Raw genomic sequence first — 13,127 nt, 5'->3', positions numbered from 1 at the left:
GCCATTAGTATTATGTCATTCTATTGTGTATAAAATGAGCGAACCGGCACCTCGCTGAAGGGATCTGAAGGGATATTAGTGGTATGGCTGTCAAGCTACGGGAAGACTCTTCGATACCTCTGTACCTACAGGTTTCGAACGATTTGAGGGCAAAGATTGAGCGCGGCGTCTATCGTGCCGGACAGAAGATTCCCCCGGAGCCTGAGCTGAGTCAGCTGTACGCGGTGAGCAGGATCACCGTTCGCAAGGCCATCCAACTCCTTGTGGAGGACGGTCTGCTGTCCAAGCTCCAGGGGAAGGGCACATTTGTCTGCCAAAGTGGTCCCTCCCGCAAGATTCGGGACGACCGCAGCAAGAAGGTAATGGGCTTCTCGGAGTCGTGCCGCGCAAACGGCGTGGTTCCCGGGGCCGTGCTGTTTTCTCGGTCTGTTGCGGCGGTGCCCGAGGATGAGAGAGCCTTCTTCGGGCCTGACGTTGACCGGGTGATCGCCGTGGGCCGCGTGCGTACGGCGGACGGCCGACCGCTTATGGTCGAGTCAAACTTGTTCGCAGCGCCCGGTCTGGAGTTTCTGGAGAGTGCTCCTCTGGACAATGTATCGTTTTTCAGCCTGATTGTGGAGAAAACGGGGCGGCATGCGGTGCGTGGGAGCACTCAGTCCCTCAGCATCATGCTCGCCGATGAGCATCTTGCCGAGCTCCTTGATGTTGCGATCGGGGAGCCGCTTTTCTACCTGCTCGGTCATTATCACGATCAGTTTGGAAAACCCTTGTATGTGGGCAGGCAGTATATCATCGGATCGCGCTACACCTTCACTATGTGATGCCGGTTTCCCGGTGCGCCCGCTTTTGGTGGACGTGAAAGGACCGTTTGAACATGGGCGTTGTTTATCCGTTCAAGGCCGTTATCTTCGATATGGATGGTGCTATCGTCGACTCCGAGGCGTATTATCAACAGGTACTTCAACAGTTTGTGTAATGGCTGGGAATCGATGTTTCGCCAGGGATAGGGTGTTCCTATAGTTTTGCCAACTAGTTTCTTGCCCTAGTTCCGGGGCTTTTGGCAATGCTGGCGCGGGCCCCTCTGGGGGCCTGTTCGCCTTTCTGTCTCCCGGCTCGCTAGGCCGCGTAGGGGGCCTTGTCCCGCATGACCGCGTAGATCACCTTCGGGCTCTTCCTCGCGACCGCCTTCAGCGCCTCGCCGTGGCACATCCCGCGGCCCCTGCACGCGCGGTAGTACTCGCCGAACCTGTCCGCGCTTCTCGTCAGCGAGTTGCATGAGAATATGAGCAGGTTCTTCAGCCTCTTGTTTCCCTGCCTCGACGCCGCCACCGACGCTATCGGGGTCCCGGACCTGCGGTTCCTCGGGGCGATGCCGCGGTACGAGGCCAGGTGGTCGTGGTCGGGGAACGACGATATGTCGATCGCTATCGTCAGCTCCGACGCCGTCCTCGGGCTGTGCCCGGGATCGTCAGCAGGCACGCGTAGGTGTCGTCCGACTCGGGCGGGGACGCGATCTCGGCGTCAAGGCGCGATGCCTCCCCCATCGCCTCCGATATACGCCTCGCAAGCATCTTCACCTGCGGGTTCTCGGCCCTCACCATGACCTCGGGAGGCCTGGTCGACGAGTTTATCGCCGTCCAGGCGTCCGCGCGCGCCGATCCGCCCGCGCCCCGCATGAGCGCAGAGAGCGACGCCCTCCCCGCGTCCGCCGCGCCCCGGGCGCCGCCGAGGCGGGCGAGGACGCGCGGCCACCTCGGGTCCGAGGGGCCCGCCAGGGCCTCGAGCGCCGGGCGGGATTCCAAGAGGATGGGGCGCGGCCGGTTCTTGTCCCTCGTGGCGCACGTCACCATGCGGTCGCGCTGCGAGGCGAGCGGCCTCGCGGCCTCGAGGTCCCCGTCGCGTTCCGGGACCGGCGGCAGCGCGTCGCGCAGGCCCATGGCGGTCCTGGCGATCACGCGGGCGTCTCGCTCGTCGGTCTTGGCGTCGCCGGCGAACATCCTGGAGGCCTGGTGCGCCGCCATGCCGGGCGGGTAGGCGACGTCGGGCCCGGCCCTCCCGGCCCTGGATATGGGCAGGGCGCCGATGTTGCGGACCTGGCCCACGACGACCGGGGTCCCCTCTCCGGCCTGCGAGAGCAGCCTGTCGAGCCCATGCTCGGAGCTCGCGACGGGGCGGTTGGCGGCGACCTCCCCGTCCCGGGTGAGCATGCAGGCCCAGCGGGAGGCCTTCCCGACGTCGAGCCCGAGGACGGCCCTCCCCGCGGGCGCTGCGTTGTCGGCCATGGCGTCCTCCAATAGTCGGTCGATCGGAAGCCGTTTCCCGCGACACCCGCATCACCCGGCCGTGGACATCCTCCCCGAGGTCCGGCAGTTTCCTATCAGTCGTCTGAAACGGCGACGCCCGCGTCGGCACCACCCCCCGGGCCCTCTTCGGGGCAGGGGCAGACGGCCGTACGCAGGCGCCCGATCGGCGGCCCAGACGGGCTTGCCTGCATCGTATCCGACACCGGGGAAATGCATCAACGGGGTATCGAATAGCTCATCTCTGGCTGTAATGGGCAAAATAAGTCGTTCACTTTTAGGGAAACCATTCACCTTCGATTCGCGCGGAGCACCACTACCGTGGCAGGCGAATGGTAAAGCGGCTGCCGACGCCTTCGACCGAGGTCACGTCGATGACGCCGCCATGGCTATCGACGATCCACTTGGCAATGGCAAGCCCCAGGCCCGAACCCTGCGCGCCGGCGTCGCGCGCATTGTCGGCGCGATAGAACCGCTCGAACGCGCGAGCTGCGGATTCCTGGTTCATGCCGATACCCTCGTCCTCAACACTTATTTCGATCGCGCCCGCGCCTGTATCCGGCGCTACGCCAAATGTGATGGCCGTTCCCGCGTCCGAATACTTGGCGGCGTTTTGCACGATCACGCGCAGCGCCTGCTTTGCGAGCGCCACGTCGATAGGCGCGTCGCAGCGCGCGTCGCTGGCAAGCACGGTGTCGTACGCCAGCCGATACGTGTGCTCGGTATCGATCATCTGCGATTCCTCGCATACCTCGCCAACCAGTGCGGCCAGGTTGGTATTTGCGCGCCGTAGCACGGTGCGGCCGGCATCGCCACGCGCCAAAAACAGCAGCTGCTCCACGAGCTCTTGCATGTGCTCGCTTTCGGCCTTGAGCGAGGCGATGGATTCCGCCAGCACGTCCGGGTCGTCCTTGCCCCAGCGGTCGAGCATGTTCACGTAGCCCCGAATCACCGCGATGGGCGTGCGCAGCTCGTGGCTTGCATCGTTGACAAAACGCATCTGCTGCAACTTGGCCTCTTGCATCTGACGCAGCAGACGGTTGAGCGCGACCTCGATGCTCGCCAGGTCGGCGTCGCCGGTGGTGACGCTCGGCGAGTCGACGCTCGCACGCTCGATGGCCTGCTCCAGCGTTTCCATCTTGCCGCCGGCAAGCTGCATGCGGCCGAGTTCGTCCACGCGCAGGGCCAGGTCGTTGAGCGGCGCCATGGTGCGGCGCACGCGACGGGCGCCGCCGAGCATATCGAGCACGCTGATGACTTGCCCGCCCGCAACGACGAGATAGAGGGGCCACAGCGCGATGAGGTCCTGCCCGAGGGGGAAGGTCTTGGCGCCGCGCGCAAGCTCGACGGTATAGGTGAGCGTGGCCAGGTCCCAGCCGCGCACGGGCGTCAGCGACATGCCGTGAACGGCAGCGCCGGGGATCCAGCCTGCGGTAAACGCGCCGTCGGGCAGCGTCTGGTTGTAGCCATAGACGAGGATCGCCGCCGCAACAACCAGCAGCAGCAGGTCGAGCCAGACGTAGCTCACCAGGCGGCGCCACAGGTAGCTCCAGTTGATGGCGCGAGCGATGGAGGTGACGCGTTTGGTTTCGGCGTTACGCGCGGCAGGCATAGCCCACCCCGCGCACGGTCTGGATAATGCGGGCGCCACCGGCGTCCTCGATCTTGGCACGCAGGTGCGCGATGTGGACATCGACGTTGTTGGTGTCGCCCACGTATTCGTAGCCCAGCGCCTCGTGCGCGATGCGCTCGCGCGTGAGCACGGTGCCGGCGTGCATCATAAGCAGGGCGAGCACGTCAAACTCGCGGGCCGTGAGCACGACGGGCGAGCCCGCGACCGTGACCTCGCGGCGGTCGGGATCGAGTGCGACCGAGCCCACGGTGAGCGTGGCGGGGGAGGGCGAGGCGAGGGCCTGGGCCGTGTCGCTGGTCGGGGACATCGCAGCGGCATTCCCGGCCGCGCCGCCCGCCATGCCCGCCCCGGCGCCGACGCCGCCAGCGCCCGAAGCCGCCCGCACGACTTCCGCGCGCTTTAGCGCCACGCGGATCCGTGCGAACAGCTCCTCAATTGCAAATGGCTTGGTCAGGTAATCGTCGGCGCCGGCATCGAGCCCGGCCACCTTGTCCATCACGGCGTCGCGCGCGGTGACCATGATCACCGGCACATCTTTGTGCTTGCGGATGCGCCGCAGCACCTCCACACCGTTGAGCTGCGGCAACAGCACGTCGAGCAGAACCAGATCGTAGTCGCGCTCCAGCGCCAGGTCCACGGCGGTGCGGCCGTCGGCTGCGTACTCCACCTGGTAGCCCTCGTGCTCCAGCTCGAGTGTCACAAAGCGCGCGATTTTCTCCTCGTCCTCTACGATCAGGATTCGTGCCATACGTGCCCCCGCCTGCGATTACTTATCGTCGTTCAGATTCTGCTTGATGCCGTCCGCGGCGTCGGCGGCGTGATTCATCAGGTTGTTGATGCTGCCGGGCACGTCGCCGTCGCTATCGATGCGGTAGCGCATGCCAAAGAACAGGCCAATCAGCATCAGCCAAATCGTAGCGCCCCAGGCAAACAGCGCAATGATGGGAATCAGGATGGGGATGTTGAGGACGATCGCATCGCGGCGCGTGGCGATAAACTTGGTGTCCAGGCTCAGACGGAAGAGCTTTTTGAGGTACTCCCACACGCTGTCCATTTTCTTGGAGAAGTCGGTCTTTTCGCTCGACTTCTCATAGGCGGCTTGCGCGGCGACCATCTCGGCCGAAGGCTCATCGACCGGCGCGGACTCGGTGGCGACGTGCGCCGACGTGGCCTGCGTCTTGCCCTGCGACTCGAGCCAAATGATGGCATCCAGAACGTTGCCGTCGGTGGCGTCGAGCGCGGCCTTGGCGTCGGTGTAGCTCACGTTGCACTTAGTGCGGATGGTTTCAACTTTTTCGAGGTCGTCCATGACCTGTCCTTTCGTTCGATGGGCGTGACGCTGGGCAATCTGCCCGGGCGCGAGCGTTGCGTTCGGCGGCCTGCATTGCGCGGTGCCGCCCCGCCCTTGGTCGAACTCTATAGTGCAGGTTATAGATTAAGCGATTCTTGAGCCAAGATTAATGTTGGATGAGTTTTTGGGTGTGCGTGGAAGGGGGGCGTGCCTTTGGGGCGTCCGTGGACCGAGCGGCCGGGATCCAAGGTTAATGTGTGTCCGCACGGCGAGATTTACTTTTAAGATACTGGGGGGCGTGACGGGCAAGGGTGTCCGTCGCCCGCGAGATTAGAGGGGCCGCAGCAGCGCACGGGCGCAAACGGGCGAGGCCCCGCGCAAACAGGGGGTCATAAGTGCATATCTTCGCTATGAGTGACATTCACGGATGCCTTGATGCTTTTAAGGCATCGCTCTCCACCATCGATCTCGATGCCGAGGATTCTAAGCTGGTCCTTCTGGGTGACTACTGCGACCGAGGCCCCGACTCGCTCGGTGTCTTCGAGCTCGTCATGGAACTGCAAAAGCGTTACGGCGATCGCGTCGTGGCACTGCGCGGCAACCACGAGGAGATGTTCCTGGAGTACATCGACGAGGTGAAGAACCCTAATTTCACGCAGGCTTGGATACTTGCCGACAGCAATTTGGCAACGGCCAAGAGTTTCTTGGATGGCGAGGCATTCAGACACGTTAAACAACTGCTGAGGCTTAGGAAGTTCGAGGAGGCCTATGCTTTTACGGTTGAGCATATGAAGGCCGAGCATGCGGACGTCATCACGTGGGTCCGCAAGCTCCCGTACTTTTACGAGAGTCCTTTTGGCCAGGTATTTGTGCACGCCGGCATTGAAGAGGAGGCCGGGGACTACTGGAAGATGGGCACGTCTACCGAGTCGTTTACCATGATGATGCCTGACTATGTGGGGCGCGAGTTCTGTCTGGATGTTATCGCCGGGCACATCAATACCGAGGCCGTCTCGGGCATCGCAGGCTACCGCGGAATCTGGAGCGACGGTGTGAGCCACTACTTCATCGACGGCAACGTGATGGAGTACGGCGAGGTCGCCGTACTGAGCTACGACTCGGAGACAGGGAAGTACAGCGGGCAAGGGCTGGAGTAGGTTGGCGGGCGATAATTTGCCTGCTAATTTACGCAACGCTTCTTTAGCCTAATCATTCATTGCTTCTGAGGGATATGTTATTGTCCTGGGCTTTGGGGCCGTCTCCGGTTTAACAAGTTGTAGCTTGATACGCTTGCTTTCAGACTGGTTCGGGGAACACAATAACTGTAAGTGCAGTGCACTTAAATTCCGAACGAAGCAAAGCTCGCTTCGATCCGCGGCGCAGCTCCCATTCCCGCCTCCAGCGGAAAGACCGACGGGCACAGACTCAACCGCGGCTGGAAGACGACCGAGCTCGAACCTGGTCTTGTGCTACGTGGCCGAGCTATTGGCCTGCATGTTAGCGCTGGTCTTCATTGCCGTGGCCTATGTCTTCGTGAACGTGGCCATCGTGCTTGCAATCGCGGCCGTCGCCTTTGTGGTGTGCCTTGTCGGGCTTCCCATTATCTTTGCCGCCACGTGGCGCAGGTAGCGGGGGACTCGCCCGCCCTGTCCTCTCGCCGAGCTGCTATGATGGCAATCTTTGTGAGTTGACAGGGCGGAGTGTTCCTTGAACGAAGATACGACGAAGGGCGCGGCGGGCGTCTTCCCAACCTCTGCTGCGGAGGCCATGCACCAGAAGCGCTACTCGCTCGTGACGGCGCTCTGCATGATCATCGGCATCTGCATCGGGTCGGGCATCTACTTCAAGGCCGACAACGTGCTCATCGCCACGGGCGGCAGCGTGGAGCTCGGTGTCGCCATGTTCTGCATCGCAAGCGCGGTCATCGTGTTCGGCGGGCTCGCGCTCTCGGTCTACGCCGCGCGTAGCGAGGGGACGGGCGGGGTGCTCGCCTTCGCGGACGAGTACCTGCCGCGCCCCCTCGCGCGCATCTTCTCTTGGAACTTCGCCATCCTGTACCTGCCGGGCATCGCGGCGGTGCTCTGCTGGGTGGTGGGCGTGTACGCCTGCATGGTGTTCGGCCTTGCCGGTTCCTTTGCGCAGCAGATGCTCATCGGCGTTGTGTACCTGCTCTTCTGTGCCGCGTGGAACGTGCTCGCCCCGCGGCTAGCCGGCTGGTTCCAAAACGTCACGACGTTCATCAAAATCCTGCCGCTCCTGGCCGTGGGAGCGGCGGGCGTGGTGTTCGGCGTTGCGGGCTGGGGCGGTACCGCGCCCGGCCTGGGCCTGGGCTGGACGGGGGCCACGGCCACGGCTGCGGCGACCGTAGCGACCGCGGCGCCGACGCATCTGGGCTGGCTGCTCGCGGCGGCGCCCATCGCCTTCTCCTTCGACGGTTGGACCATCAGCGCGAGCATCGCCCCCGAGCTCAAGAACGCGCGCCGGAACCTGCCCATCGCGCTCAGCGTGGCGCCGCTTGTCATCCTCGCCCTCTACCTGCTCTACTTCATCGGCCTTTCCACGATGCTAGGTCCCGCCGCCGTCATGGAGGCGGGCGACGCCTCGCTCGGGCTCTTCTTCGCGCGTCTCTTCGGGTCGGGGGCGCAGACGCTGCCCAACGTGGTCGCGCTCATCTCGGTCATGGGAACGGTGAACGGCGTGGTGCTCTCTGCCATGCGCATGCCCTACGCACTCGCACAGCGGGGAGACATCCCCGGCGCCGCCGCGGTGGGCCGGGTGAACGGGCGCCTGGGTTTTCCGGTGGCGAGTGCCATCGTGGGCGTGGCGCTCTCGCTCTTCTGGATGGCCGCGCACGCCGCCGTGACGATGCTGGGGCTCCTTCCCAACGGGGATATCTCCGAGCTCGCCGTCTCGTTCAACATGTTGCTGACCGCCGTCTTGCTCCTCCGCGTGCTGGGGCTTCCCGTGGGCGAGGTGGGCGCCCTGCGCGGGCGCGTGGCTCCCGTCATCGCGGCGCTCGGCTGCGTGTTCGTGGCGAGTTCCGGCTTGATGGAGCCCGTGCGCTGGGCGATCATCGGCTTCTACGCGTTGGTGCTGGCAGGCTTCACGATATGGCGGGCGCACGCGCGCTGATGCCCCCACGGTCTCTCGGCCGCGGCACCGTGAACAATCCCGAACGGACGGGCGACCACGTGCGCGCCGGCACTCGGTCGTACTAGGATGGGAGCGATGCAGCCGAGCCCGGGAGGTCCCATGCAACCGCTTTCCACGCGCACCGATTCCTTCACCGATTCCGTCATCCGCCGTATGACGCGCATCTCCAACCGCTATGGAGCCGTCAACCTCTCGCAGGGGTTCCCGGATTTCGATCCGCCGGCGCCGCTCCTTGCCGAGCTGACGCGCATCGCCGGGGATCCGAACCCGCTCTATCACCAGTATTCCATCACCTGGGGCGCTCAGTCTATGCGCGACGCGCTCGCCGAGAAGCAGAGCCGCTTCATGGGGATTCCGATTGACCCGCAGGGAAACATCGTCATCACCTGCGGATCAACCGAGGCGATGATGGCGGCCATGATGACCGTCACCAACCCCGGCGACAAGGTGATCATCTTCAGTCCGTTCTACGAGAACTACGGTGCCGACACTATCCTTGCCGGCGCCGATCCCGTCTACGTGCCGCTCGTGCCGCCCACCTACGATTTCGATCGTGCCGAGCTCGAGCGCGCCTTTGCCGAGAACCACCCCAAGGCACTCATCCTCTGCAATCCCTCGAACCCCTGCGGCAAGGTGTTCACACGCGAGGAGCTGGAGTTCATCGCGGAGCTCGCCCGGAAGTATGACGCCTACGTGATCACCGACGAGGTGTACGAGCACATCGTCTACGAGCCGTATCGGCACACCTACATCGCCAGCCTGCCGGGGATGTTCGAGCGGACCATCAGCTGCAGCTCGCTTTCCAAGACCTATTCCATCACCGGATGGCGCCTGGGCTACACGATCGCCTCGCCCGAGGTAACCGAGCGCATCAAGAAGGTGCACGATTTCCTGACGGTGGGGGCGTCGGCTCCTCTGCAGGAGGCCGTGACGGTGGCGCTGCGCTTTCCGGATTCGTACTACGATGAGCTGCGCGAGCTCTACGCGGCCAAGCGCGACCTGCTCTGCCAGGGGCTCGACCAGATCGGCCTTGCCCACAGCGTGCCGCAGGGCGCCTACTACGTGATGGTCGACATCTCCGAATTCGGCTACGAGAGCGACCTGGCCTTCTGCGAAGATATGGCGCGCCTGGTGGGCGTGGGCGCGGTACCGGGCTCGAGCTTCTTCAAGGAGCCCGAGAACCGCTACGTGCGCCTGCACTTCGCGAAGCGCGACGAGACCCTGCGCGCGGCGCTCGAGAACCTGAAGACGATCCACGAGAAGATACCGCATCGGGGATAAGGGGCTTCGCATCTGCGCGTCCGCCCCTTACACGGCACCCGCACCGCACCAGCCCATGAAAAACCGCCGCCCGGGAAAAACCGGACGGCGGTTCTCTTCAACCAAAGATGCTCGCGAAGGAGGGTCGAACTACTTGTTCAGAGCCTCTTCCACGGCCACGGCGCAGGCCACGGTGGCACCGACCATGGGGTTGTTGCCCATGCCGATGAGACCCATCATGTCCACGTGCGCCGGCACGGAGGAGGAGCCGGCGAACTGCGCGTCGGAGTGCATACGGCCCATGGTGTCGGTCATGCCGTAGGAGGCGGGGCCGGCAGCCATGTTGTCCGGGTGCAGGGTACGGCCGGTGCCGCCACCGGAGGCCACGGAGAAGTACTTCTTGCCGGCCTCGAGGCGCTCCTTCTTGTAGGTGCCCGCCACGGGGTGCTGGAAGCGCGTGGGGTTGGTGGAGTTACCGGTGATGGAGATGTCCACGTTCTCGTGCCACATGATGGCCACGCCCTCGCGGACGTCGTCGGCGCCGTAGCAGTTCACGGAAGCGCGCGGGCCGTCGGAGTAGGGGATGGTCTCCACGATCTTCAGCTCGCCCGTGTAGTAGTCGAACTGGGTCTTCACGTAGGTGAAGCCGTTGATGCGGGAGATGATCTGGGCGGCGTCCTTGCCAAGGCCGTTCAGGATGACGCGCAGCGGCTTCTTGCGGGCCTTGTTGGCATTCAGCGCGATGCCGATGGCGCCCTCGGCGGCGGCGAAGGACTCGTGGCCGGCCAGGAAGGCGAAGCACTCGGTGTCGTCACCGAGCAGCATGGCGCCCAGGTTGCCGTGGCCGAGACCGACCTTGCGGTCCTCGGCGACGGAGCCCGGCACGGTGAAGGCCTGGATGCCCTGGCCGATGATGGCCGCGGCCTCGGAGGCGTTCTTGGCACCCTGCTTGATGGCGAGCGCGCAGCCCAGCGTGTAGGCCCACTTGGCGTTCTCGAACGCGATGGACTGAACGCCGTTCACGATCTCGCGGGGGTTGACGCCCTTGTCCAGGCAGATCTGCTCGGCTTCCTCGAGGGAGGAGATGCCGTTCTCAGCGAGGCACGCGTTGATCTTGTCGATGCGGCGCTCGTAGCCCTCAAACGTAACAGCCATGTTTGTTTCCCTCCCTTTCTACTCGTTGACCGGGAACGTGCTGGCGACGGAGTGGGTCTCCTCGTCCGTGCGCGGGTCGATGTACTTGGCAGCGTTCTCCCACTGGCCGTAGTGACCCATGGCGCCGGCGATGGCCTCCTCGGGCTTCTTGCCGGCCTTGATGGCGTCGGTGAACTTGCCGAGGTTCAGGAACTCGAAGGCGATGATCTCGTCATGCTCGTTCAGCGCCATGCGGGTGACGTAGCCCTGGGCGAGCTCCAGGTAGCGAGCACCCTTGGCCTTGGTGCCGAACATGGTGCCCACCTGGGAGCGCAGGCCCTTGCCCAGGTCGTCCAGGGAGGCGCCCACGGGCAGGCCGCCCTCGGAGAACGCGGTCTGGGTGCGGCCGTAGACGATCTGCAGGAAGATCTCGCGCATGGCCACGTTGATGGCGTCGCAGACGAGGTCGGTGTTCAGCGCCTCGAGGATGGTCTTACCGGGAAGGATCTCGGAAGCCATGGCGGCGGAGTGCGTCATGCCGGAGCAGCCGATGGTTTCGATCAGCGCCTCCTCGATGATGCCGTCCTTGACGTTCAGCGTGAGCTTGCAGGCGCCCTGCTGGGGGGCGCACCAACCCACACCGTGGGTGAGGCCGGAGATGTCGGAGACCTCCTTGGCCTGGACCCACTTGCCCTCCTCGGGGATGGGCGCGGGGCCGTGGTATGCGCCCTTGGCGACCGGGCACATGTGTTCCACTTCTGCTGAGTACTGCATGCCTCTCCTCTCTGTCGTAGCAATCCCGAGGGGGGCGCAGGCGAAAACGTCCCTCCGGGCACTGACATGCGCTCCCATGATAGCGCTCATCTAGCAAGGGGTATTCGATAAACGGCATGTTTACCAGGGTGAACTTCAGGTGAGGAGGGTGCGCTCGGCGCGCTTGGACACTCTTGAACGCGCTCGAATAATCATGTACACAATTTTGCAAAGGAGGCCCATCATGCCCGTATGCGTTCCCATCAAAGATATGCGCGACACCGCGAAGTTCGCCGAACTCGTGGAGACCGCGCCCGGCCCCGTGACGGTGACGAAGAACGGCTACAGCAAGTTCGTGGTCATGCGCGCTGCCGACTACGATGCCCTGGCGGATGTCCAAGCGCTGACGCATCTGCGGGAGCGGATGGCCGTGGCGGAGCGCGAACGGGCGGAGCACGCGGGGCGGGACTTCTCTGAGTTCATGGATGAGATAGAGGCGCGCCACGGCATATAAGGTGGGCGTGCTTTCGACGGCACAGGAGGACATCGAATCGATTGCCAGCTACCTGGGGAAGTACGGCATTCAGACGGTCGGCACCTTTACCGGCAAGCTTCGCAGCCAGGTTCAGCTCATTGCGTTCGGTACCGTCGACTACGGCCTCTCGCGCCTACCCGAATTCGCGGAGCGGGGTTATCATACCTGCCAGGTCAACAACTATGTGATGCTTTATTTCTACGAGGGCGATGAGTCGGTCATCGCCCATTTGTTCCATCAGAGCCAGGACTACGCGCGCCTGGTGTAGGGACTACGGGAGAACGGTGCGGTTGCTATGGCTGCTGCGATAACGGATACGACTGCCGCTCAACGGGCGCTGAAGCGGCTTTTCGACACCCATCACCGCGTGGTCTTCTTTGGCGGGGCCGGGGTGTCCACGGCGAGCGGTATCCCGGATTTCCGCAGTGTGGACGGGCTCTACCACCAGCACTTCAAGTATCCTCCGGAGACGATGCTCTCTCACTCCTTCTATGTGGAGCACCCGGCAGAGTTCTTCGAGTTCTACCGCACACGCATGATCGTGCCCGCGGTCCGGTCCAACCGCTGCCACGAGAAACTCGCGGAGCTGGAGCATGCGGGCACGCTGCTCTCGGTGGTGACGCAGAACATTGACGGCCTGCACCAAATGGCAGGAAGCGAGCGAGTGTGGGAGCTTCATGGCTCGGTGCATCGGAATATCTGCCAGCGTTGTGGGGCTGTCTACGACGCCGCCTGGGTGCTCGACCGCAGCCACGATAACGAGGACGGCGTGCCGTTCTGCCCGACGTGCGGCGGCCGCATCAAGCCAGACGTGGTGCTCTACGAGGAGCCGCTCTCCGAGCGGGTGAACGAGGGTGCCGTGGGGGATATCGCTTCGGCCGACGCACTCATCGTGGGCGGAACCTCGCTCGTGGTGTATCCAGCGGCAGGCCTTATCCGGTACTTCTCGGGCGATGAGCTCTGCATCGTCAATCGCGATCCCACGCCGCAGGATGCAGACGCCGACCTGCTCATCTCCTGTGACATCGCGGCGGCGTTCGACTTCTAAACGCCGCACCATCGAACGAC

The 13,127-nt window shown here is 63.9% G+C and carries 15 protein-coding genes; 8 read left to right on the top strand and 7 right to left on the bottom strand.

All coding sequences use genetic code 11. The features are described from left to right. Window positions 1-83 precede the first annotated feature (83 nt). Entirely contained in the window at window positions 84-821 is a 738-nt protein-coding gene (locus tag GDJ97_RS00985; RefSeq protein ID WP_152069371.1) for a GntR family transcriptional regulator, read from the top strand. A 295-nt stretch (window positions 822-1,116) separates the two neighbouring features. On the opposite strand, the gene GDJ97_RS09460 is transcribed toward GDJ97_RS00985, so the two are convergent. The 5 genes from GDJ97_RS09460 to GDJ97_RS00960 all read right to left on the bottom strand — a co-directional run bounded on the left by GDJ97_RS09460 (window position 1,117) and on the right by GDJ97_RS00960 (window position 5,242). Further along, a complete protein-coding gene (locus GDJ97_RS09460; RefSeq protein ID WP_226808682.1) occupies window positions 1,117-1,479 on the bottom strand; it encodes an IS110 family transposase in 363 nt (120 codons plus the stop codon). After that, window positions 1,431-2,282: an IS110 family transposase gene (locus GDJ97_RS00975; RefSeq protein ID WP_226808680.1), complete on the bottom strand. Its 852-nt coding sequence runs from the start codon at window positions 2,280-2,282 to the stop codon at window positions 1,431-1,433. The genes GDJ97_RS09460 and GDJ97_RS00975 overlap by 49 nt, the downstream gene beginning before the upstream one ends. Window positions 2,283-2,616: 334 nt before the next feature. Further along, complete coding sequence (locus GDJ97_RS00970; RefSeq protein WP_152069370.1) at window positions 2,617-3,912, bottom strand: cell wall metabolism sensor histidine kinase WalK; 1,296 nt, start codon at window positions 3,910-3,912, stop codon at window positions 2,617-2,619. Then, window positions 3,896-4,681, bottom strand: coding sequence for a response regulator transcription factor (locus GDJ97_RS00965; protein ID WP_152069369.1), 786 nt, complete (start codon window positions 4,679-4,681; stop codon window positions 3,896-3,898). Before GDJ97_RS00965 ends, GDJ97_RS00970 begins: the two co-directional genes overlap by 17 nt. Before the next feature lie 18 nt (window positions 4,682-4,699). Next, entirely contained in the window at window positions 4,700-5,242 is a 543-nt protein-coding gene (locus GDJ97_RS00960) for a DUF4342 domain-containing protein (RefSeq protein WP_152069368.1), read from the bottom strand. A gap of 392 nt (window positions 5,243-5,634) precedes the next feature. Here GDJ97_RS00960 and GDJ97_RS00955 point away from each other — a divergent pair, with 392 nt between their 5' ends. The 4 genes from GDJ97_RS00955 (at window position 5,635) to GDJ97_RS00945 (ending at window position 9,658) form a co-directional block, all read left to right on the top strand. Beyond that, window positions 5,635-6,381, top strand: a complete 747-nt coding sequence (locus GDJ97_RS00955) for a metallophosphoesterase family protein (protein WP_226808678.1) — start codon at window positions 5,635-5,637, stop codon at window positions 6,379-6,381. A 337-nt stretch (window positions 6,382-6,718) separates the two neighbouring features. After that, entirely contained in the window at window positions 6,719-6,853 is a 135-nt protein-coding gene (locus GDJ97_RS09625; RefSeq protein WP_255445712.1) for a hypothetical protein, read from the top strand. 78 nt (window positions 6,854-6,931) lie between these two features. Continuing rightward, window positions 6,932-8,356, top strand: coding sequence for an APC family permease (locus tag GDJ97_RS00950; RefSeq protein ID WP_226808676.1), 1,425 nt, complete (start codon window positions 6,932-6,934; stop codon window positions 8,354-8,356). Window positions 8,357-8,476: 120 nt separating this feature from the next. Further along, window positions 8,477-9,658 (top strand): pyridoxal phosphate-dependent aminotransferase, encoded by a 1,182-nt coding sequence (locus GDJ97_RS00945; RefSeq protein ID WP_152069366.1) that lies wholly within the window; start codon window positions 8,477-8,479, stop codon window positions 9,656-9,658. Between the two features lie 129 nt (window positions 9,659-9,787). On the opposite strand, the gene GDJ97_RS00940 is transcribed toward GDJ97_RS00945, so the two are convergent. Both GDJ97_RS00940 and GDJ97_RS00935 read right to left on the bottom strand, forming a co-directional pair. Beyond that, window positions 9,788-10,792 carry a GGGtGRT protein gene (locus GDJ97_RS00940; protein ID WP_152069365.1) on the bottom strand — a complete coding sequence of 335 codons (1,005 nt, stop codon included), beginning with the start codon at window positions 10,790-10,792 and terminating at the stop codon, window positions 9,788-9,790. An 18-nt stretch (window positions 10,793-10,810) separates the two neighbouring features. Further along, complete coding sequence (locus tag GDJ97_RS00935; RefSeq protein WP_152069364.1) at window positions 10,811-11,545, bottom strand: iron-sulfur cluster assembly scaffold protein; 735 nt, start codon at window positions 11,543-11,545, stop codon at window positions 10,811-10,813. A 223-nt stretch (window positions 11,546-11,768) separates the two neighbouring features. Here GDJ97_RS00935 and GDJ97_RS00930 point away from each other — a divergent pair, with 223 nt between their 5' ends. The 3 genes from GDJ97_RS00930 to GDJ97_RS00920 are packed head-to-tail and all read left to right on the top strand — an operon-like array spanning window position 11,769 to window position 13,107. Next, complete coding sequence (locus tag GDJ97_RS00930; RefSeq protein ID WP_152069363.1) at window positions 11,769-12,038, top strand: type II toxin-antitoxin system prevent-host-death family antitoxin; 270 nt, start codon at window positions 11,769-11,771, stop codon at window positions 12,036-12,038. Window positions 12,039-12,045: 7 nt separating this feature from the next. Continuing rightward, window positions 12,046-12,327 carry a type II toxin-antitoxin system RelE/ParE family toxin gene (locus GDJ97_RS00925; protein ID WP_193221249.1) on the top strand — a complete coding sequence of 94 codons (282 nt, stop codon included), beginning with the start codon at window positions 12,046-12,048 and terminating at the stop codon, window positions 12,325-12,327. A 27-nt stretch (window positions 12,328-12,354) separates the two neighbouring features. Next, entirely contained in the window at window positions 12,355-13,107 is a 753-nt protein-coding gene (locus tag GDJ97_RS00920) for an NAD-dependent protein deacylase (RefSeq protein ID WP_152069361.1), read from the top strand. Window positions 13,108-13,127 lie beyond the last annotated feature (20 nt).

This window comes from Collinsella sp. AK_207A (assembly GCF_902501965.1).
Taxonomy (GTDB): Bacteria; Actinomycetota; Coriobacteriia; order Coriobacteriales; family Coriobacteriaceae; genus Collinsella.
Note: the sequence above shows the minus strand (reverse complement) of the source record. Positions and strands in the feature narration are given on the sequence as shown.

What these genes read in the sequence shown, in the direction of transcription:
- GDJ97_RS00945 (WP_152069366.1), top strand. Translation starts at nt 8,477, where the DNA reads ATGCAACCGCTTTCCACGCGCACCGATTCCTTCACCGATTCCGTCATC.
- GDJ97_RS00960 (WP_152069368.1), bottom strand. Translation starts at nt 5,242, where the DNA reads ATGGACGACCTCGAAAAAGTTGAAACCATCCGCACTAAGTGCAACGTG.
- GDJ97_RS00940 (WP_152069365.1), bottom strand. Translation starts at nt 10,792, where the DNA reads ATGGCTGTTACGTTTGAGGGCTACGAGCGCCGCATCGACAAGATCAAC.
- GDJ97_RS00985 (WP_152069371.1), top strand. Translation starts at nt 84, where the DNA reads ATGGCTGTCAAGCTACGGGAAGACTCTTCGATACCTCTGTACCTACAG.
- GDJ97_RS00935 (WP_152069364.1), bottom strand. Translation starts at nt 11,545, where the DNA reads ATGCAGTACTCAGCAGAAGTGGAACACATGTGCCCGGTCGCCAAGGGC.
- GDJ97_RS00930 (WP_152069363.1), top strand. Translation starts at nt 11,769, where the DNA reads ATGCCCGTATGCGTTCCCATCAAAGATATGCGCGACACCGCGAAGTTC.
- GDJ97_RS00965 (WP_152069369.1), bottom strand. Translation starts at nt 4,681, where the DNA reads ATGGCACGAATCCTGATCGTAGAGGACGAGGAGAAAATCGCGCGCTTT.
- GDJ97_RS09625 (WP_255445712.1), top strand. Translation starts at nt 6,719, where the DNA reads ATGTTAGCGCTGGTCTTCATTGCCGTGGCCTATGTCTTCGTGAACGTG.
- GDJ97_RS00955 (WP_226808678.1), top strand. Translation starts at nt 5,635, where the DNA reads ATGAGTGACATTCACGGATGCCTTGATGCTTTTAAGGCATCGCTCTCC.
- GDJ97_RS00920 (WP_152069361.1), top strand. Translation starts at nt 12,355, where the DNA reads ATGGCTGCTGCGATAACGGATACGACTGCCGCTCAACGGGCGCTGAAG.
- GDJ97_RS00975 (WP_226808680.1), bottom strand. Translation starts at nt 2,282, where the DNA reads ATGGCCGACAACGCAGCGCCCGCGGGGAGGGCCGTCCTCGGGCTCGAC.
- GDJ97_RS00970 (WP_152069370.1), bottom strand. Translation starts at nt 3,912, where the DNA reads ATGCCTGCCGCGCGTAACGCCGAAACCAAACGCGTCACCTCCATCGCT.